Below are 18,479 nucleotides of genomic sequence, written 5' to 3'. Positions count from 1 at the left end.
GACGCGCAAGCCGCCCCAACATGCGGCACGGGTCCACGCAGTTGGTGCACCGCCTACCCGGCTGGTGCATCGCCTGCCTGCAAGACGAGATCCGGAAACGACACGAACCGGGCGCGCAGCAATTCATTCCAGCAGCCCAGGAGACCCCTCACCGCCGGATTGCCCTCGCTGCCCGCCCCAGGCGCGCCCGCCGCCGACCCGCCCGTTGCCAGTTGCCAGTCCTTCGCCGCCGCAGGCTTTCCAAATCCCGGTCTGAGGAGACCCTTCACTATGAATCGCATCGGAGAACACCTGGTGTGGCTGGCCGTCGCCATCCTTGGCGCGTTTGCCTTCGGCACCGTCGCGCTCGCGCGCGGCGAAGCCGTCAGCGCGCTGTGGATCGTGGTGGCCGCGCTCTGCATCTACCTGATCGCCTATCGGTACTACAGCCGCTTTATCGCCGACAAGGTGATGCAGCTCGATCCCAAACGGATGACGCCCGCGTGGCGCCATAACGATGGCCTGGACTACGTGCCGACCAACAAGGCGGTGCTGTTCGGCCACCACTTCGCCGCGATTGCCGGCGCCGGCCCGCTGGTAGGCCCGGTGCTGGCCGCGCAGATGGGCTATATGCCCGGCATGCTGTGGCTGCTGGCCGGCGTGGTGTTCGCCGGCGCGGTGCAGGACTTCATGGTGCTGTTCATCTCGACGCGCCGCGACGGCCGCTCGCTGGGCGACCTGGTCAAGTCCGAGATGGGCACGGTGCCGGGCATGATCGCGCTGTTCGGCTGCTTCATGATCATGATCATCATCCTGGCGGTGCTGGCGCTGATCGTGGTGAAGGCGCTGGCGGACTCGCCGTGGGGCACCTTCACCGTCGCGGTGACCATCCCCATCGCCATCTTCATGGGCATCTACACGCGCTACATCCGCCCGGGCCGCATCGGCGAGGTCTCGGTGATCGGCTTCGTGCTGCTGATGCTGGCCATCATCGGCGGCCAGTACGTGCATGAAAGCGCGACCCTGGCGCCGCTGTTCACCTACGACGGCAAGGCGCTGACCTGGATGCTGATCATCTACGGCTTTGTCGCCGCGGTGCTGCCGGTGTGGCTGCTGCTGGCCCCGCGCGACTACCTGTCGACCTTCCTGAAGATCGGCACCATCATCGCGCTGGCGGTGGGCATCCTGATCGTCGCGCCGGAACTGAAGATGCCGGCCTTCACGCAGTTCGCCGCGGGCGGCGGGCCGGTGTGGTCGGGCAACCTGTTCCCGTTCCTGTTCATCACCATCGCCTGCGGCGCGGTCTCGGGCTTCCACGCGCTGATCTCGTCGGGCACCACGCCCAAGCTGCTCGAGAACGAAACCCACGCTCGCTTCATCGGCTACGGCGCGATGCTGGCCGAGTCCTTCGTCGCCATCATGGCGCTGGTGGCCGCCGCGGTGATCGAGCCCGGCGTGTACTTCGCCATGAACAGCCCGGCCGCGGTGATCGGCACCACGCCGGAAGCAGTGGCGCAGGCGGTCTCGACCTGGGGCTTCGTGATCACGCCGGACGTGCTGGTGCAGACCGCCAAGGACGTCGGCGAGAACACCATCATCTCGCGCGCCGGCGGCGCACCGACGCTGGCCGTGGGCATCGCCCACATCCTGCACCAGGTGGTCGGCGGCCAGGCCATGATGGCGTTCTGGTACCACTTCGCCATCCTGTTCGAGGCGCTCTTCATCCTGACCGCCGTCGACGCGGGCACCCGCGCCGGCCGCTTCATGCTGCAAGACCTGCTGGGCAGCTTCGTGCCGTCGATGAAGCGCACCGACTCGCTGCCGGCCAACCTGATCGCGACCGCGCTGACGGTGGCGGCCTGGGGCTACTTCCTGTACCAGGGCGTGGTCGATCCGCTCGGCGGCATCAACACGCTGTGGCCGCTGTTCGGCATCTCCAACCAGATGCTGGCCGCGGTGGCGCTGGTGCTGGGCACCTGCGTGCTGGTCAAGATGAAGCGCGGCCAGTACGCCTGGGTCACCCTGGTACCCACGGTCTGGCTGCTGATCTGCACGCTGACCGCCGGCTGGCAGAAGCTGTTCCATGCCGACCCGAAGGTCAGCTTCCTGACCCACGCCGCCAAGTTCAGCGCCGCCATCGCCGAAGGCAAGGTGCTGGCGCCGGCCAAGTCGATGGAGCAGATGCACCGCATCGTCTTCAACGATTACCTGGACGCCGGCCTGTGCGCGCTGTTCATGGTGGTGGTGCTGTCGATCGTGTTCTACGGCTTCAAGACCGCGCTGCAGGCCCGCGCCGTGAACCGCCCGACCGACAAGGAAACGCCGTTCGAGCCGCTGCCGGGCGCCGCTTCGGCCCAGTCCTGACCCCCATCGACAAGGAGCCGCCATGCTGGAACAACTTGGCACCATGGGCCGGTACCTCGGGCAGTCGCTGCGGCTGATGGTCGGCCTGCCCGACTACCAGACCTATGTGGCGCATATGGAAAGCACGCACCCTGACCGTGCCCCGATGAGCTACGAGGAGTTTTTCCGCGAGCGCCAGGAGGCGCGCTACGGCGGCGGGCAGGGCAGGTGCTGCTAACGACACATTGAGCTATGCCGCCGACCCTGGTTCGGCGGCAGACAAAGCAGACAGGCGATCACATGATCGCCTGTCTTTTTATTAAGTGTTGTATTTTCACCGCGCCTTTGTAATGGCCCGATACCGTTTCTGCAGGGGGTTACAGGGCTTTACAGGTGGTTACAGCAAGGCCGCGGCACCTTATCTACACTTGCGACACATCATGGCAATTCGAGGAAAAAACATATGACTCGCCATCCCGTTCGCAACCTGACCGTTGCCCTTGCCCTGGCGGCCTGCGCGCTGCCGGCCGTCGCGGGCGACATGAACAACGCCCTCGGCGGCGCGCTCGGCGGTGTCGCCGGTGCCGCGGTCGGTGGCGCGCTGGGCGGCAGCACCGGCGCCGTGATCGGCGGTGCGGTAGGCGGCGGCGCGGGTGGCGCGGTCACGTCCAACCGTCGCGAGCGCACCGGCGCCATCATCGGCGGCGCCCTGGGCGGCGGTGCGGGTACCGCGGCCGGCAATGCCATGGGCGGGCGCACCGGCGGCCTGATCGGCGCCGGCCTGGGCGGCGGCGCGGGCGCGGCGCTGGGCGGCAATATCTCGCGCAACAACTCGTACGACGACGATCGCCGCTACTACAACAAGAGCCATTACAAGCGCAAGAAGCACAAGCACCATCATCGCCACCACTACGACGATTAAGTCGCAGCGGGGTCAGCAAAACGGGCCATCATGGCCCGTTTTTCTTTGGCGCCGCCACCGCCGGGTATTCACCAGCCGTTGTTGCATTGCGGCATCTGGCATAATCGACCAGAGTTCGGCCCGCATCTGCCGGCGCCTGAAACAAAGAAGCCCGCACCGGTCACGGTGCGGGCTTCTTCTCCAATAAAGCGGGAGAGACGCGGGGCGCTCTCCTAAAGACCTGTGGAGACCAGGTTGAAGCGGTGGACCGTGCCGGCTCAGAGCGGCGCGCGATCCGTCGTGGTGTCGTACTTCGCGCCTTCCGAGAAGGTATCGAACTTGCCGGTGCGGGCACCGTCGGTGAAGGTGTCGAACTTGCCGGCCTTGGCACCGTCCGTGTACGGGTCGAACTTGCCGGCCCGGGCGCCGTCGGCATAGACGTCGAAGCTGGCCACCTTGGCGCCGTCGGTGTAGACGTCGAACTTTCCATTCTTGGCAAAGGCCGGCGCGGCGGACAGGGCGGCAGCGACGGTGGCGACAGCGATCAGGGTGTAACGGTTGGTTTTCATGATTCAGGCCTTTCTTGTAGCGTGGATGCCTGATCCGGCACCTTCCGGGGAAGGGCATGTTGCATTGCGGCATCCGATGGCTAGATATTAGGCATTTCCCTCATATCAATAAATATCAGGATCCACAATGATTAGTTTTGATTCGGACAATAAAATAAGCTGATTGCGTAAGAATTCAGCAAAGAAACCGGAGACTATGTCATGGATCGCCTGCAGTCGATGCGTGTGTTTTCCAAAGTGGTGGAGCTCGGCAGCTTCGCGCGTGCAGCGCAGCAGCTGGAAATGTCCAACGCGGTGGTCACGCGCTATGTGGCCGACCTGGAAAGCCACCTCGGCACGCGCCTGCTCAACCGGACCACGCGCAGCCTGTCGCTGACCGATGCCGGCGAGACCTACCTGCAGCGCTGCCAGCAGATCCTGGAAGACGTCGAGGAAGCCGAGAGCGTGGTCACGGCGCGCAGCCAGTCGCTGTCCGGCACGCTGCGCCTGGTGACGCCGGTGATGTTCGGCCTGCACCTGCTGCCGGAACTGCTGTCGCGCTTCCAGCAGCTCTACCCGGAGGTGGTCTTCGACGTGATCCTGTCGGACCGCAATGTCGATATCGTCGAGGAAGGCCGCGACGTGGCCGTGATGCTGTCCGACCTGGGTCTGGGCTCGCACCTGGTGGCGCGTCCGCTGCTGTCGGCCGAAGTCATCCTGTGCGCCTCGCCCGGCTATGTCGCGGCGCATGCGCCCATCCGCCATGCCCATGAACTGAGCCACCATCGCTGCATCGCCATGCGCCTGCCCAACGCCGAGCACGAATGGACACTGCTCGGACCGGAAGGCGAGGTGACCGTGCCGATCCGCCCTGGGCTGCTGTGCAGCAACGCCGAGCTGGCGCACCAGGCCGCGCTGGCCGATATGGGCGTGGCCATGCTCTCGTCCTACCTGGCGCGGCCCAATATCGACGCGGGCCGGCTGGTGCGCGTGCTGCCCCAATACCAGTTGCCCCGGCGCGATGTCAGCGTGGTCTATCCGAGCCGCAAGTTCCTGCCCACCAAGGTTCGCGCCTTTATCGACTTCCTGCTGGAAGAAGGGCATGTGCGGGGCAAGGATGACCATCCGGCCGCCAGCCTGGGCGCCCACGCCGTGCGCACCTGAACGGCCGCGGCTGCGCCGCGCGCCGCAACAAGCAAAACGCCCGGCCATGCCGGGCGTTTTTGCGTGGCTGGCTGGCTTACTCGCCGGCCGCGGCTGCGCGCGTCTTCTTGGCCGCGGCGGTCTTGGCGGGTGCCTTCTTTGCCGCGGCCTTCTTCGCCGGCGCCTTGGCCGCGGCGGTCTTGGTGGCGGCGGTCTTGGTCGCAGTCTTGGCCACGGTCTTGGTTGCAGCCTTGGTTGCCGGCGCCTCGGCTTCCGCCGTGCCCCGCGATGCCGCCTTGGCCGCGGTCTTGGCGCCCGCCTTGGGCTCGCGCGCCTCGAACTCGAAGCCGATCTTGCCGTCCGGCTGCTTGACCAGGAAGGCCTTGAAGTTGCGGCCGGTGCGCGACGACTTGAAGCCGGTCAGCAGGTCGGTCTTGCCTTCGTTGAGCAGCTTGCCGATCTGCTCGCGGCTGATTTCCTGCTGCAGGATGATCTTGCCGGTAGTGAAGTCGCAGCTCTTGGGGCTGGTGGTGCTGTTCTCGCAGACGTATTTCATGCCGTGCTCGAACACCGAGCCGCCGCACTTCGGGCACGTTCCCACCGGCTCCTGGCCGCTGAAGTCGACCGGCTCGCCGTCGTTGTCGTCGTCATTCTGGCCAAAGTCGAATTCCATCTTGTAATGGCCTTCGTCGTCCTTGCCCAGCTTGAGGATGGCGGCGAACGGGCGGCCCATCTTGCTGCGGAAACCCTGCAGCGGGCCGATCTCCTTCTTCAGCAGCAGTTCCTCGACTTCGTCGATCTCGAACTGGCGGCCGCCCGGGATCTTGCTGATCGAGAATTCGCACGCGGTGCAGGCAAAGCGGCGGTAGTTCTCCTTGACCTGTCCGCCGCACTGCGGGCACGGCGTGTCCAGCGTGGCGTAGTCGCCGGGGATGGTATCGCTGTCGTATTCCTTGGCGCGCTTGACGATCTGCTGGGTCATCTGCGCGATCTCGCGCATGAACTCGTCGCGCTTGAGACGGCCGCGCTCGATCTGCGAAAGCTTGTGCTCCCACTCGCCGGTCAGTTCCGCCTGGGTCAGTTCCTGCACGCCCAGGCCGCGCAGCAGCGTCATCAGCTGGAACGCCTTGGCGGTCGGAATCAGCTCGCGGCCTTCGCGCACCAGGTATTTCTCGGTCAGCAGCCCTTCGATGATGGCCGCGCGCGTGGCCGGCGTGCCCAGGCCCTTGCCGGCCATGGCTTCGCGCAACGCGTCGTCGTCGACCAGCTTGCCGGCGCCTTCCATCGCCGACAGCAGCGTGGCTTCGTTGTAGCGGGCGGGCGGCTTGGTGGTCAGGCCGACGCCCTCGACCTTGTCGGTCTTGACCTTTTCATCCTTGGCCACCGGCACCAGGTTGGCGGCATCCTTGTCGCCCTGCGCTTCGCGGCCGTAGATCACCAGCCAGCCCGGGTTGACCAGCACCTTGCCTTCGGTCTTGAAGTGGTGGCCGGCGACTTCGGTAATGCGGGTGGTGACCTGGAACTCGGCCGCCGGGAAGAACACCGCCAGGAAGCGGCGCACCACCAGGTCGTACAGCTTCTGCTCCGGCTCCGACAGGTTCTTGGGCGCCTGCAGCGTCGGGATGATGGCGAAGTGGTCGCTGATCTTGCTGTTGTCGAAGATCCGCTTGTTCGGCTTGACCCAGCCCTGCGCCAGGATCTTCTTGGCATGCGGCAGGTAGTTGGGCGAACTGTCGGCGAGCATGTCCATGGTCTGCTTGACCGTGTCCATGTAGTCCTCGGGCAGCGCGCGTGCGTCGGTACGCGGGTAGGTCAGGACCTTGTGTTTTTCATACAGGGCCTGCGCCAGGCCGAGCGTGTTCTTGGCCGAGAAGCCGAAGCGCGAGTTGGCCTCGCGCTGCAGCGTGGTCAGGTCGAACAGCGCCGGCGACTGCTGCGTCGACGGCTTGGATTCCTCGGTGACGGTGCCGGGCTTGTCGCGGCAGGCGGCGACGATGCTCTTGGCCTCGGCCTCGCTCCACAGCCGCGAATCACGCGCCTCGGGGTCGAACTCGTTCTTCTTGAACTTGGGATCGAACCAGCGGCCTTCGTACAGGCCGGCGGCGGCGATGAACTCGGCGCGCACTTCCCAGTAGTCGCGCGGCACGAAGTGCTTGATCTTCTCTTCGCGCTCGACCACGATCGACAGCGTCGGCGTCTGCACCCGGCCCACGGTGGTCAGGAAGAAGCCGCCGCCCTTGCTGTTGAACGCGGTCATGGCACGCGTGCCGTTGATGCCGACCAGCCAGTCGGCCTCGGAGCGGCAGCGCGCGGCGTCGGCCAGCGGCAGCATGTCTTCGTCTTCGCGCAGCGCGGCAAAGCCGTCGCGGATCGCCTGCGGCGTCATCGATTGCAGCCACAGCCGGCGCACCGGCTGCTTGGCCTTGGCCTGCTGCGCGATCAGGCGAAAGATCAGTTCCCCTTCGCGCCCCGCGTCGCAGGCGTTGATCAGCGCGGTCACGTCCTTGCGCTTGATCAGCCGGTTCAGCACCTTCAGGCGCGACTCGGTCTTGGCGATCGGGCGCAGGTCGAAGTGCGGCGGGATCACCGGCAGGTTGGCGAAGCTCCACTTGCCGCGCTTGACCTCGTATTCGTCCGGCGCGGCGATCTCGACCAGGTGGCCGACGGCGGAGGACAGCACGTAGTCGTCGCTCTCGAAATACTCGTCGTGCTTGGTAAACCCCCCGAGGGCACGGGCGATATCCGCCGCGACCGACGGCTTTTCCGCGATGATGAGGGCTTTTGACATGGGAAGGGTCCTTGCGGGCTGCATCCGGCAACCCGCTAATTGCACTGCAAACGTAGTAATCAGAACGCCGGGGGGCTATGAGGCGCCAATAATAAGCGCGGTTTCGACGGCGGTGCAAGCCAGCCTGATGGCGGCTCGCCTGCCGTCGCGCGCGCCGCTCAAGCGCCGCCGCGCCCCCCGCCAAGCAACCAGTCCAGCACCTCGGGCACCTCTTCTGCCGGCGCCGGCATGGCCGCGCCACGCGTGAGCATGCGCTCGAGCACCTCGATATGCGGCAGCAGGGTGCCATAGAACTGCGGCGCGCCGCCCGCGGCGGGCTGCACCAGCACGGTCGGGAAATTCTCGATATCGATATCGCCGAGCGCATCCGCATGGGTCTCGATATCGATCCAGACAAAGCAATGGTCCGGATGGCGCGCGGCCAGCGCCGTCAACGCCACCAGGTAGTCCCGGCACGTGCCGCACCACTGCGCGCACAGGCAGGCCACCAGGCGGCCCTGCGGCCGTGCCGCCAGGCACTCGGCGATGGCGCCTGCATCACGCTCAGGAAAGTAAACGGTCATGGCATCGGAATCATGAGGTGCCCGCGACACACGGACAGCGGCGATTGTATCGGTATTGCGCGCGCTGCCCCGGCGCGGCCTTCACGCAAGGCGTCGGAACAGGTTTCCCGGTAGACGCTCGACATGCCCGGCCAGTTCCAGCTCCAGCAGGCGTGCCGCGGCGGCGTCCGGGGGCTGGCCGCTGCGCTCGCACAGCGCATCCAGCGTAACCGGATCGTAGCCGAGGGCGTCCAGCAGGGGGTCGGCGGCATCGGCAAATTCAGACTGATCCGAAGCCGGCGGCGAAGCCACGGCCTGTGCTGACGGCTGGCCGAGCACCGGTGCGGCTGGCCCCAGGTTGATCTCCTCGAGCACGTCCTCGGTGTGCTCGACCAGCTTGGCGCCCTGGCGGATCAGCAGGTGGCAGCCCTGTGACAGCGGCGCGTGGATCGATCCCGGCACCGCGAACACCTCGCGCCCGAGTTCCGCGGCCAGCCGCGCGGTGATCAGCGAGCCCGAGCGCGCCGCGGCCTCCACCACCAGCACCCCGTGCGCCAGCGCCGCGATGATGCGGTTGCGGCGCGGGAAGTTGGCCGGCAGGCCCTGCATGCCGAGCGGGAATTCGGTGACGACGGCGCCGCGCTCGGCGACCTCGTGAGCCAGGGCCAGGTTGTCGGCGGGATAGACCCGATCGGCTCCGGTACCCGTGACCGCGACGGTGCCGCCGCAACCGAGCAGCCCGCCGGCATGGGCAGCGGCGTCGATACCCAGCGCCAGGCCGGAGATCACCGTGAGGCCCGACTCGGACAGCTCGCGCCCGAACGCCTGCGCATCGCGCTTGCCCTGCGCGGTGGCATTGCGCGCGCCGACGATGGCCACCGCGGGGCGGCCCAGCAGCGCAGGATCGCCTCTGATATATAGCAGCGGCGGCGGGTCGTGCAGATCGAACAGGCGGCGAGGGTAGGCGTCATCGGCCAGCGTCAGCAGATGGTTGCCGGGCGTGCGCAGCCACGCCAGCGTGCGTTCGACCAGCGCCGGCAGGCCGGCCCCCGGCCTGGCCAAAACCGCGCGGGCGAGCTTGACCGGGACCACCGCGGACAGCGCCGTCACGCTCTGCGACAACACTTGCCGCGGCAGCCCGAACGCCGCCAGCAGCAGGCGCACCGCGACCGGGCCGACGCCCGGGGCACAGGCCAGTTGCAGCCATGCCTGCAGGTCGTCGGCATCGCGGATGGCGGCTGGCGCGCCGGCGCCGGCATGGCAAGGGGATGCGGCGCCGACAGGCGCCGCCGGAGATGTCACCAAGAGCGGCTCAGCGCGGCGAGGTGGCGCGGTCGCCGACCGCGATCACGTTGGAAGCGTCGGTGACCAGCGCATACGAGACGCCGGGGAACACGCGGAAGACAAAGGCCAGCCCGTAGCGCTCGTCCGGCAGCCGGATGGCGCGGTTGCTGTCGGTCTTGTCGGTCACGGTTTCGCCGGTGCGCGACAGGGCCAGCACATGGCCCGGCTCGACCCCGGCCTGGCTGCCGAGGTTGAGCACCACCACCTGCCTGGCACCACCGAATTCCACCCCGCCATAGACCTTGGCGACGCGGCCGTCGAGCTGGGCATCGGGCGCGTGCGGCACGTAGCGCAAGGCTTCGCGCGCTGGCTGCGGCATCAGCAGCGTGCCGACGCCCATCTCCTGCCTGGCCTGCGTGACCTGCATGGTCGAGACCGCGTCCGGGCCCTGCGCGCCACGCGCCAGGCGCACATTGCCTTCATATTCGGCCTCGTAGCCGAGCACGGCCTGGGTCACGGGATCGCGCACCGGGGTGAGGGGGCGGTAGGCCTGCCAGTCACTGCCCTGCGGCGCCTCGGCGGGGATGCCGCGCGCATAGCCGGTGTCGTCGCGGCCCAAAATGACGCGCGATTCCGACACCGCCACGATGCGCGCCGAGGTGTCCAGCGTGCCCTGGTCGACCACCAGCGGCCGGATCAGGAAGGGCTCGATCTCGGCGGCCGGGATGCTCAGGATGGCGGCACTGTCGGCGGCGCCGCTGCGCATCTGCGGCGACAGGCGCACGGTATCGCTGCCGCCCGGCGTGGTCGACAGCCAGGCACGTCCGTCGCGCTGGATCAGATACAGGATCTGGCCCGGGTAGATCAGGTGCGGGTTGCGGATCTGCTGCCGGTTCATGCCCCATAGCTCGGGCCAGCGCCACGGCTGGCGCAGGAAGCGGCCCGAGATGCCCCACAGCGTGTCGCCGGCGCGCACCGTATATTGCGATGGCGCGTTGGCGGCAAGATCGGCCACGGGAATTCCGTGCCGGTAGGTACGCTCGGCTTCGGCCTGCTGGGCCGCCGTGACCGTCAGGTCCGCCGCCAGCGTCGGCAGCGCGGCGGTGAAGGCCGCGGCACTCAGTAACGGATAAGCAAGAAATCTGGGGATGGACGCGTGCAGCCTGCGGCCCGACGCCGCCTGGTGTTCTTTGGTAAGATCGCGCATTTTCCTGACCGGCCGGTGGTTCGGCCGGATTGACCCGGGAGAGCGTGCCTGTTGCGGCGCGCCTTGAATTTTTGTACTTGCGCCCCGATTCTGCATGTAAACATCCGGCGCCGCAACGCGGCCTGGTTGCCGGCAGCAGCCGGCGTTGCGCCCCAGCATCATGGCAAAACTCGACATCCTGACCTACCCCGATCCCCGCCTGCACACCGTCGCCAAACCCGTGGCCGCGGTGGACGACCGCATCCGCCAGCTGGTCAAGGACATGGCGGAAACCATGTACGAAGCGCCCGGCATCGGCCTGGCAGCGACCCAGGTCAACGTGCACGAGCAGGTGGTGGTGATCGACGTCTCGGAAACGCGCGACCAGCTCCAGGTCTTCATCAACCCGGAGATCGTCTGGGCCAGCGACAACCGCAAGGTGTGGGAAGAGGGCTGCCTGTCGGTACCTGAGGTCTATGACCGGGTCGAGCGCCCTGACCGCGTGCGCGTGCGCGCGCTCAACGAGAAAGGCGAAAGCTTCGAGCTCGATGCCGACGACCTGCTGGCAGTCTGCATCCAGCACGAGATCGACCACCTGCGCGGCAAGGTCTTCGTCGAGTACCTGTCGCCGCTCAAGCTCAACCGTATCAAGAGCAAGCTGCAGAAGCGCGAACGCACCCGCATGTAAGCCGCGCGGCGGCAATAAAGATGTAACAGCGCGCCGGAATCCGGCCACCCGCGTGCGGCAGCGGCGCGGGGTCTGTTATCTTTATGACTTCCGAAGAACCACGATACCGGCCGCTATAGCGGCCGGTGCCATTTCCGGCCACGGAAACTGCCATGTCCCAAGCCAGCCCCTTGCGTGTCGCCTTTGCCGGCACGCCCGAGTTTGCGCGCGTCGCGCTGGAAGCCATCCACGCCGCCGGCTTTCCGGTGGTCGCGGTGCTGACCCAGCCCGATCGGCCCGCCGGCCGCGGCATGCAGCTGCAGGCCAGCCCGGTGAAGCAGTTCGCCGTCACCCATGGCCTGGCGCCGGTGCTGCAGCCGCGTTCGCTGCGCCGCCAGGGCAAGTATCCCGAAGAAGCCACAGCGGCCATCGAAACGCTTAGCGGCGTCGCCCCGGATGTCATGGTGGTGGCGGCCTACGGCCTGATCCTGCCGGCCGAGGTGCTGGCGCTGCCTCGGCTCGGCTGCCTGAATATCCATGGCTCGCTGCTGCCGCGCTGGCGTGGCGCGGCGCCGATCCACCGCGCCATCGAGGCAGGCGACGCCGAGACCGGCATCACGCTGATGCAGATGGACGAAGGCCTGGACACCGGCGACATGCTCACGCGCGAGGCGGTGCCGATCGGCGCGGACGACACCACCGGCACGCTGCACGACACCCTGGCCGCGCTCGGCGCACGCATGATCGTCGAGGCGCTGCGGCAACTGGATGCCGGCCGGCCGCTGCCGGCCACGCCGCAACCGGAACAAGGCGTCACCTACGCCGAGAAGATCGCCAAGGACGAAGCCCCGCTGGACCTGCGCCGCCCGGCCGCCGAACTGGCCAACCAGGTGCGCGCCTTCAACCCGTTCCCGGGCGCGACGGTGCAGGTGGGCGACACCGTGATCAAGTGCTGGCAGGCCGTGCCGCTGGCGGCGGCCAGCAGCCTGCCGCATCCGCCCGGCACGGTGCTGGCGGCAGATGCCGCCGGCATCCTGATCGCGTGCGGCGCGGGCAGCGCGCTGCAGGTCACCGAACTGCAGAAGCCGGGCGGCCGCCGCCAGCCGGCGCAGCAGTTCCTGCAAGCCTTGCCGCTGCCGCCGGGCACGCGCTGCGTGGTGCCAGGCGACGGCGCAGCGGCGGCTTGATCGGGCAGCCGTTTGGCGCACATGACGCTTGATGTGCCGCGCACGGCGCCTCCCTGCCTGCGGCTGAGCAACATTGCAAAGGCCGTTGGACGGCCGTTGAATTTTCTGCGATCGGCCCCTATCTAACGGGCATCGCGTCAGCTTTTCCGGGGCGCGTCACGATTTCACGGAGATCACCGCAATGTTCAACTGGGTCAAGACCTTCATGCTGATGGCGGCCATCACGGCGCTGTTCATCGTCATCGGCGGCATGATCGGCGGACGCAGCGGCATGATGATGGCGCTGCTGCTCGCGCTCGGCATGAACTTCTTCTCCTACTGGTTCTCGGACAAGATGGTCTTGCGCATGTACAACGCGCAGGAAGTCGATGCCGGCAGCGCGCCGCAGTTCTACGGCATGGTGCAGGACCTGGCGCAACGCGCCGGCCTGCCGATGCCGCGCGTCTACCTGATCAACGAAGACGCGCCCAACGCCTTTGCCACCGGCCGCAACCCGGAGCACGCCGCGGTGGCCGCCACCACCGGCATCCTGCGCGTGCTGTCCGAGCGCGAGCTGCGCGGCGTGATGGCGCACGAGCTGGCGCACGTGCGCCACCGCGACATCCTGACCTCGACCATCGCCGCCACCATGGCCGGTGCGATTTCGGCGCTGGCCAATATGGCGATGTTCTTCGGCGGGCGCGACGAGAACGGCAACCGCACCAATCCCATCGCCAGCATTGCGGTGGCGATCCTGGCGCCGCTGGCGGCCTCGCTGATCCAGATGGCGATCTCGCGCGCGCGCGAATTCGAAGCCGACCGCGGCGGCGCCGAGATCAGCGGCGACCCGCAGGCGCTGGCCAGCGCGCTGGACAAGATCCACCGCTACGCGCAGGGCATCCCGTTCCAGGCGGCCGAGGAGCATCCGGCCACGGCGCAGATGATGATCATGAACCCGCTGTCCGGCGGCGGCATCGCCAACCTGTTCTCGACCCATCCGGCCACCGAGGAACGCATTGCGCGCCTGATGCAGATGGCACAGACCGGCACCTATCCCGTCTGAGCGCGCCGGAAATCCGGGGCGCGGCCCCGTCACAAGGTAAACTGCCCGCTGTTCCGCGTGGACCGGCGGGCTTTTTTTGGCCCGTGCTCCGCGCCTTCCCGATTCACGCCTTACCCGCTGCCTGATCCGCCGCCTGACCGATATGCGCCTGCCTCCCGATTCGCTTGCCTTCCAGATGCTTGGTGCCGCCACCGCGGTGCGCGCCGTCAGCGAAGGCACGGCCTTGCCCCAGGCGATCGAAGACGCCGCCGCACAACTGAAGCTCGACCGAGTGCGCGACGCCGCCACGCGCGGCGCGCTGCAGGACATCGCCTACCGCACCATGCGCCAGTTCGGCACTGCGCGCGCGCTGGTGACCAGACTGGTGACGCGGCCGCCCGGCGCGCAGGTCGATTCGCTGCTGGCAGTAGCGCTGGCGCTGTTGCTGGAACACGGGCCGGGCCCGCGCGAGCGGCACGACGGCGCCGACCCGGCGCGCCACGATACCGACGCCGGCCGTCCGGGCTACAGCACCTTCACGGTGGTCGACCAGGCCGTCAGCGCGGCCGCCTCCGAACCCAAGACCGCGCATGCGCGCGGACTGGTCAACGCGGTGCTGCGCCGTTTCCTGCGCGAGCGCAAGGCCCTGCTCGCTGAAGTCAACCGCGACGAGCAGGCGCGCTGGAACCTGCCGCCGTGGTGGCTGCGCATGCTGCGCGAGGCCTACCCCGACCAGTGGATGGCGCTGGCCGCCAGTGCCAACGTGCGCCCGCCGATGACGGTGCGCGTCAACACCGCGCGCGTGTCGGTGCAGCAGTACCGCACCGACCTCGCCAACGCCGGCCTGGCCGGGCACGTCGTCGGTCCGCAGGCGGTGCGCCTGGTGCGCGCGGTGCCGGTGAACCAGCTGCCCGGCTTTGCCGAAGGCGCGGTCTCGGTGCAGGACGCCGGCGCGCAACTGGCCGCGCCGTTGCTCGAGGTGGCCGACGGCATGCGCGTGCTCGATGCCTGCGCGGCGCCCGGCGGCAAGACCGGACATTTGCTGGAGCTGGCCGATATCGAAGTGACCGCGGTCGAAAGCGACGCGCAGCGCGCCACCCGCATCGGCGAGAACCTGGCGCGCCTTGGCAAGTCGGCAAAGATCGTGGTCGGCGATGCCAGCCGGCCCGCCGACTGGTGGGACGGGCAACTCTTCGACCGCATCCTCGCCGACGTGCCGTGCTCGGCCTCGGGCATCGTGCGGCGCCATCCCGATATCCGCTGGCTGCGCCGCGAAACCGATATCGCCAAGCTGATCACCGAGCAGCGCCGCATCGTCTCGCAGCTGTGGCCGCTGCTCAAGCCGGGCGGCATCCTGGTCTATGTCACCTGTTCTATTTTTCCAACGGAGGGCGAGGAGCAGGCGCGCTGGTTTGGTGAGCAACTGGCAGATGCGATACGATTGCAGGCGCCGGGACAGCTGCTGCCCGGCACCCATGCAACGCTTGCCGCGGGCGCGGACGGTGACAAGGCCACCCTTGACAGCACCGGCCGCACCGACGGTACCAGCCTGCCATCCGATCACGATGGCTTCTTCTACGCCCGCTTCCAGAAACGCGCCTGATCTGATCCGATGCCGAGCACGCCGCGCCTGTCAGGCTTTCGCGTTGAAGTGGACCTCCGCCACCGACGGGTGGCGCGCTGGGCCCTCGCGCTGCTGCTGGCGCTGGTCGCCGTGCTGTGGCTGCCGCGCGCGGCGCAGGCACAGGTCATCGAGGCCACCGAGGCCCGCGTCGAATACCAGGACGGCGGCTTCGAGCTTGCCGCCAGCTTCGACTTCGACCTGCCGCCCGCGCTCGAGGACGCGCTGCACAAGGGCATCTCGCTGTATTTCGCGGTCGACTTCCAGCTGTCGCGCTCGCGCTGGTACTGGTTCGACGACAAGCCGGTCAACACCACCCGCAGCGTGCGCCTGTCGTACCAGCCGCTGACGCGCCAGTACCGCATCTCCACCGGCGGCCTGCAGCTGCCGTTCACGCGGCTGAAGAGCGCGCTGCAGTTTATCCAGCGCGTGCGCGGCTGGCGCGTGTTCGAGCGCAACGCGGTCAAGCCCGGCGAGACCTACAACGCCGAAGTGCGCATGCGGCTGGACCTGTCGCAATTGCCCAAGCCGTTCCAGATCAACGCCGTCAACACGCGCGACTGGAACCTGGCGTCCGACTGGCGGCGCTTCACCTACACCGTGCCGACCGACCTGAGCACGCCGCCCGCGCCACCGCCGCAGCCTCAGCCGCCGGCACCGCCACCGGCATTGCCTGCGTTGCCGGCCTCGCCCGCCATGCCTGCCCCGGCTGCGGCCTCGGCACCCGCCGCGGCCAATGAGCGTGGCCCGATGGAAGGGCGTGGCCTGTACCTGCAGGCCGTCTCGTACGCGTTGTCGCCGGCGATGCTGGCGCAGCCGGCCCCGAGCCAGCCATGAGCACTCCGTTGTGGGACAGCCGGTTCCGGCGCGTGCTGTCCCGCGTCGTGGCCGGCATCATCGTGTTCCTGGCGCTGGTGCTGGTGGGCCTGCTGGCCGGCGCCTCGGCCAATACCGAATTCTTCGATCGCTATTTCACCCTGCTGTTCAAGGTGAACCTGGTGATCGGCGCGCTGCTGGTGCTGACCGTCGGCGCGCTCGCGGTCACGCTGTGGCTGCGCTATCGCCGCGGCAAGTTCGGCACGCGGCTGATGACCAAGCTCGCGGTGTTCTTCGGCGTGGTGGGCGTGCTGCCCGGCGTGCTGATCTACCTGGTGTCGCTGCAGTTTGTCTCGCGCAGTATTGAATCCTGGTTCGACGTGCGCGTGGAAACCGCGCTCGAGGCCGGACTGAACCTGGGGCGCTCCACCATCGACAGCTCGCTGGCCGACCTGCAGGTCAAGGCACGGCTGATGTCCGAACAGCTGGCCGGCGCGTCCGGCGTGGCCACCTCGCTGCAGCTGAACCGGCTGCGCGAGCAGTACGGCGTGCAGGAAGCCGCGATCTTCACCGGCAGTGGCCGCGTGCTGGCATCGGCTTCCAGCAACTATGCCTCGCTGGTGCCGGACCTGCCTTCCGGCGTGCTGGCGGAACAGGCGCGGCTGGCCGGTGGCTATGCCGCGGTGGAAGGCGGCACCGATCCGTCGAGCGATATCGGGCAGGCTGCCGAGCGTGTCGACAGCAGCCACCTGTATCGCCTGCGCGTGATCATTCCGCTGGGCGCGGCGCCGGGCCCCGCGCAGGATACGGTCGGTGCCGCCAGCGCACCGCGTGCGCTGTCCCGCTCGCCGCGCTGGGCCGGCTCGGGCCTGTCGGTGGAGCGCAGCCCCGAGGATTCGCCGTCGAGCGGCTTCGGCCTGGTCGGCGAAACCGTGCGCGAAGAGCGCTACCTGCAGGTACTGCACCCGGTGCCGGCAGTGCTCGCGCGCAATGCCGACGAGGTCCAGCGCGCGTACCAGGAATACCAGGAGAAGGCGCTGGGCCGCACCGGCCTGCGCAAGATGTATATCGGCACGCTGACACTGACGCTGTTCCTGGCGGTGTTTATCGCGGTGATGCTGGCGCTGCTGCTCGGCGGCCAGTTGGCGCGCCCGCTGCTGATGCTGCTGCAGGGGACCAAGGAAGTGGCCGAGGGCGATCTGTCGCCCAAGCGCGAGCTGAAGAGCCGCGACGAGCTGGGCATGCTCACCCAGCAGTTCAACCAGATGACGCGCCAGCTGGCCGAGGCGCGCCTGGCCGTGGAAGAAAACCGCGCCGCGCTGGAGCAGTCGAAGGCCTACCTCGAAAGCGTGCTGCAGAACCTCACCGCGGGCGTGCTGGTGTTCGACCGCCGCTTCGTGCTGATTACCGCCAACCCTGGCGCCGAGCGCATCTTCCGCCAGCCGTTCGGCGCGGTGATGGGCCTGCCGATGGAACAGATCCCCGGCATGGGCCCGTTCGGCGAGATCGTGCGCCAGGCCTTCTCGGACCAGAACACCAGCGAGGTGCTGGGCGGCGCCGAGCACTGGCAGAAGCAGATCGAGCTGCCGCAGGGCGAAGAGCAGCCGCTGACGCTGCTGGTGCGCGGCGCGCGCCTGCCGGGCGGCGAGCGCGACGAGCCCGGCTATGTGATCGTCTTCGACGATATTTCCGATGTGATTTCCGCTCAACGCTCGGTGGCGTGGGGCGAGGTGGCACGGCGCCTGGCACACGAGATCAAGAATCCGCTCACGCCGATCCAGCTCTCGGCCGAGCGCCTGCAGATGAAGCTCTCGCCCAAGCTCGAGGGCACCGATGCCGACGTGCTCAAGCGCGGTGCCGCCACCATCGTCAACCAGGTGGCCGCGATGAAGCGCATGGTCGATGATTTCCGCGACTACGCGCGCACGCCGCCGGCGGTGCTGCAATCGCTGCAGCTCAACAGCCTGGTGGCCGAGGTCCTGCACCTGTACGGCATCGACGATCCGGCGGTGCACGAGCACCCGGTGATCCATCCGACGCTGGGCCGTGCGCTGCCCGAGATCAAGGGCGATCCGACGCAGCTGCGCCAGGTCATCCACAACCTGCTGCAGAACGCGCAGGACGCGGCCGCGGAGAACGTCGCGGCCGGTAGGGCGGCGCCCCATATCACTCTGCACACCGAGACTGTAGAATACAAAGATTCTGCCGGCGAGAACCGGCAGGCCGTCAAGCTCACCATTGCGGACAATGGTCCCGGTTTTGCACCACGCATCCTGAGCCGTGCGTTCGAGCCTTATGTGACCACCAAAGCCAAGGGCACGGGTCTCGGGCTCGCGATGGTAAAGAAGATCATTGACGAACACGGCGCGCGCATCGAACTGCGCAATCGCATGGAAGGTGCCGAGATCGTCGGTGCGCAGATCTCGATCCTGTTCGTTAAACTGGCATAGTCA

General features: G+C 67.9%; 15 protein-coding genes. 10 read left to right on the top strand and 5 right to left on the bottom strand.

Annotated elements, in window-relative coordinates; genetic code table 11:
• Window positions 1-270 precede the first annotated feature (270 nt).
• The 3 genes from CBM2588_RS00990 (at window position 271) to CBM2588_RS00980 (ending at window position 3,244) form a co-directional block, all read left to right on the top strand.
• Entirely contained in the window at window positions 271-2,343 is a 2,073-nt protein-coding gene (locus tag CBM2588_RS00990; protein ID WP_115678977.1) for a carbon starvation CstA family protein, read from the top strand.
• Window positions 2,344-2,365: 22 nt separating this feature from the next.
• Entirely contained in the window at window positions 2,366-2,560 is a 195-nt protein-coding gene (locus tag CBM2588_RS00985; protein ID WP_115678976.1) for a YbdD/YjiX family protein, read from the top strand.
• 225 nt (window positions 2,561-2,785) lie between these two features.
• Entirely contained in the window at window positions 2,786-3,244 is a 459-nt protein-coding gene (locus tag CBM2588_RS00980) for a hypothetical protein (RefSeq protein ID WP_115678975.1), read from the top strand.
• Window positions 3,245-3,501: 257 nt separating this feature from the next.
• On the opposite strand, the gene CBM2588_RS00975 is transcribed toward CBM2588_RS00980, so the two are convergent.
• Window positions 3,502-3,792: a hypothetical protein gene (locus CBM2588_RS00975; protein WP_115678974.1), complete on the bottom strand. Its 291-nt coding sequence runs from the start codon at window positions 3,790-3,792 to the stop codon at window positions 3,502-3,504.
• Between the two features lie 201 nt (window positions 3,793-3,993).
• On the opposite strand from CBM2588_RS00975, the gene CBM2588_RS00970 reads away from it, so the two are divergent.
• Complete coding sequence (locus CBM2588_RS00970; protein ID WP_115678973.1) at window positions 3,994-4,935, top strand: LysR family transcriptional regulator; 942 nt, start codon at window positions 3,994-3,996, stop codon at window positions 4,933-4,935.
• 76 nt (window positions 4,936-5,011) lie between these two features.
• Here CBM2588_RS00970 and CBM2588_RS00965 read toward each other — a convergent pair whose 3' ends face one another.
• The 4 genes from CBM2588_RS00965 to CBM2588_RS00950 all read right to left on the bottom strand — a co-directional run bounded on the left by CBM2588_RS00965 (window position 5,012) and on the right by CBM2588_RS00950 (window position 10,735).
• A complete protein-coding gene (locus CBM2588_RS00965; protein WP_115678972.1) occupies window positions 5,012-7,702 on the bottom strand; it encodes a DNA topoisomerase III in 2,691 nt (896 codons plus the stop codon).
• 158 nt (window positions 7,703-7,860) lie between these two features.
• Window positions 7,861-8,265 carry a thioredoxin family protein gene (locus CBM2588_RS00960; protein ID WP_115678971.1) on the bottom strand — a complete coding sequence of 135 codons (405 nt, stop codon included), beginning with the start codon at window positions 8,263-8,265 and terminating at the stop codon, window positions 7,861-7,863.
• An 81-nt stretch (window positions 8,266-8,346) separates the two neighbouring features.
• Complete coding sequence (gene dprA, locus CBM2588_RS00955) at window positions 8,347-9,549, bottom strand: DNA-processing protein DprA (protein ID WP_115678970.1); 1,203 nt, start codon at window positions 9,547-9,549, stop codon at window positions 8,347-8,349.
• 7 nt (window positions 9,550-9,556) lie between these two features.
• Window positions 9,557-10,735: a LysM peptidoglycan-binding domain-containing protein gene (locus CBM2588_RS00950; RefSeq protein ID WP_115678969.1), complete on the bottom strand. Its 1,179-nt coding sequence runs from the start codon at window positions 10,733-10,735 to the stop codon at window positions 9,557-9,559.
• Between the two features lie 160 nt (window positions 10,736-10,895).
• On the opposite strand from CBM2588_RS00950, the gene def reads away from it, so the two are divergent.
• The 6 genes from def (at window position 10,896) to CBM2588_RS00920 (ending at window position 18,476) form a co-directional block, all read left to right on the top strand.
• The gene (gene def / locus CBM2588_RS00945; protein WP_018005004.1) at window positions 10,896-11,402 is read left to right on the top strand and encodes a peptide deformylase; all 507 of its coding nucleotides are present in this window, start codon (window positions 10,896-10,898) and stop codon (window positions 11,400-11,402) included.
• Window positions 11,403-11,554: 152 nt separating this feature from the next.
• Entirely contained in the window at window positions 11,555-12,568 is a 1,014-nt protein-coding gene (fmt, locus tag CBM2588_RS00940) for a methionyl-tRNA formyltransferase (RefSeq protein WP_115678968.1), read from the top strand.
• A 181-nt stretch (window positions 12,569-12,749) separates the two neighbouring features.
• Complete coding sequence (htpX, locus tag CBM2588_RS00935) at window positions 12,750-13,610, top strand: zinc metalloprotease HtpX (RefSeq protein WP_115678967.1); 861 nt, start codon at window positions 12,750-12,752, stop codon at window positions 13,608-13,610.
• A 142-nt stretch (window positions 13,611-13,752) separates the two neighbouring features.
• A complete protein-coding gene (gene rsmB / locus CBM2588_RS00930; protein ID WP_115678966.1) occupies window positions 13,753-15,192 on the top strand; it encodes a 16S rRNA (cytosine(967)-C(5))-methyltransferase RsmB in 1,440 nt (479 codons plus the stop codon).
• A 9-nt stretch (window positions 15,193-15,201) separates the two neighbouring features.
• Window positions 15,202-16,047 carry a DUF4390 domain-containing protein gene (locus tag CBM2588_RS00925; protein WP_115678965.1) on the top strand — a complete coding sequence of 282 codons (846 nt, stop codon included), beginning with the start codon at window positions 15,202-15,204 and terminating at the stop codon, window positions 16,045-16,047.
• Entirely contained in the window at window positions 16,044-18,476 is a 2,433-nt protein-coding gene (locus CBM2588_RS00920; protein WP_115678964.1) for a sensor histidine kinase, read from the top strand. The genes CBM2588_RS00925 and CBM2588_RS00920 overlap by 4 nt, the downstream gene beginning before the upstream one ends.
• Window positions 18,477-18,479: the final 3 nt, after the last annotated feature.

The organism is Cupriavidus taiwanensis, assembly GCF_900250075.1.
GTDB classification, from domain to species: domain Bacteria; phylum Pseudomonadota; class Gammaproteobacteria; order Burkholderiales; family Burkholderiaceae; genus Cupriavidus; species Cupriavidus taiwanensis_C.
The sequence above is the reverse complement of the archived record's forward strand: the minus strand, read 5'-3'. Positions and strand labels throughout refer to the sequence as shown.

What these genes read in the sequence shown, in the direction of transcription:
- CBM2588_RS00925 (WP_115678965.1), top strand. Translation starts at nt 15,202, where the DNA reads ATGCCGAGCACGCCGCGCCTGTCAGGCTTTCGCGTTGAAGTGGACCTC.
- CBM2588_RS00985 (WP_115678976.1), top strand. Translation starts at nt 2,366, where the DNA reads ATGCTGGAACAACTTGGCACCATGGGCCGGTACCTCGGGCAGTCGCTG.
- CBM2588_RS00960 (WP_115678971.1), bottom strand. Translation starts at nt 8,265, where the DNA reads ATGACCGTTTACTTTCCTGAGCGTGATGCAGGCGCCATCGCCGAGTGC.
- rsmB (WP_115678966.1), top strand. Translation starts at nt 13,753, where the DNA reads ATGCGCCTGCCTCCCGATTCGCTTGCCTTCCAGATGCTTGGTGCCGCC.
- CBM2588_RS00990 (WP_115678977.1), top strand. Translation starts at nt 271, where the DNA reads ATGAATCGCATCGGAGAACACCTGGTGTGGCTGGCCGTCGCCATCCTT.
- CBM2588_RS00980 (WP_115678975.1), top strand. Translation starts at nt 2,786, where the DNA reads ATGACTCGCCATCCCGTTCGCAACCTGACCGTTGCCCTTGCCCTGGCG.
- CBM2588_RS00965 (WP_115678972.1), bottom strand. Translation starts at nt 7,702, where the DNA reads ATGTCAAAAGCCCTCATCATCGCGGAAAAGCCGTCGGTCGCGGCGGAT.
- htpX (WP_115678967.1), top strand. Translation starts at nt 12,750, where the DNA reads ATGTTCAACTGGGTCAAGACCTTCATGCTGATGGCGGCCATCACGGCG.
- CBM2588_RS00950 (WP_115678969.1), bottom strand. Translation starts at nt 10,735, where the DNA reads ATGCGCGATCTTACCAAAGAACACCAGGCGGCGTCGGGCCGCAGGCTG.
- CBM2588_RS00970 (WP_115678973.1), top strand. Translation starts at nt 3,994, where the DNA reads ATGGATCGCCTGCAGTCGATGCGTGTGTTTTCCAAAGTGGTGGAGCTC.
- fmt (WP_115678968.1), top strand. Translation starts at nt 11,555, where the DNA reads ATGTCCCAAGCCAGCCCCTTGCGTGTCGCCTTTGCCGGCACGCCCGAG.
- def (WP_018005004.1), top strand. Translation starts at nt 10,896, where the DNA reads ATGGCAAAACTCGACATCCTGACCTACCCCGATCCCCGCCTGCACACC.
- CBM2588_RS00920 (WP_115678964.1), top strand. Translation starts at nt 16,044, where the DNA reads ATGAGCACTCCGTTGTGGGACAGCCGGTTCCGGCGCGTGCTGTCCCGC.
- CBM2588_RS00975 (WP_115678974.1), bottom strand. Translation starts at nt 3,792, where the DNA reads ATGAAAACCAACCGTTACACCCTGATCGCTGTCGCCACCGTCGCTGCC.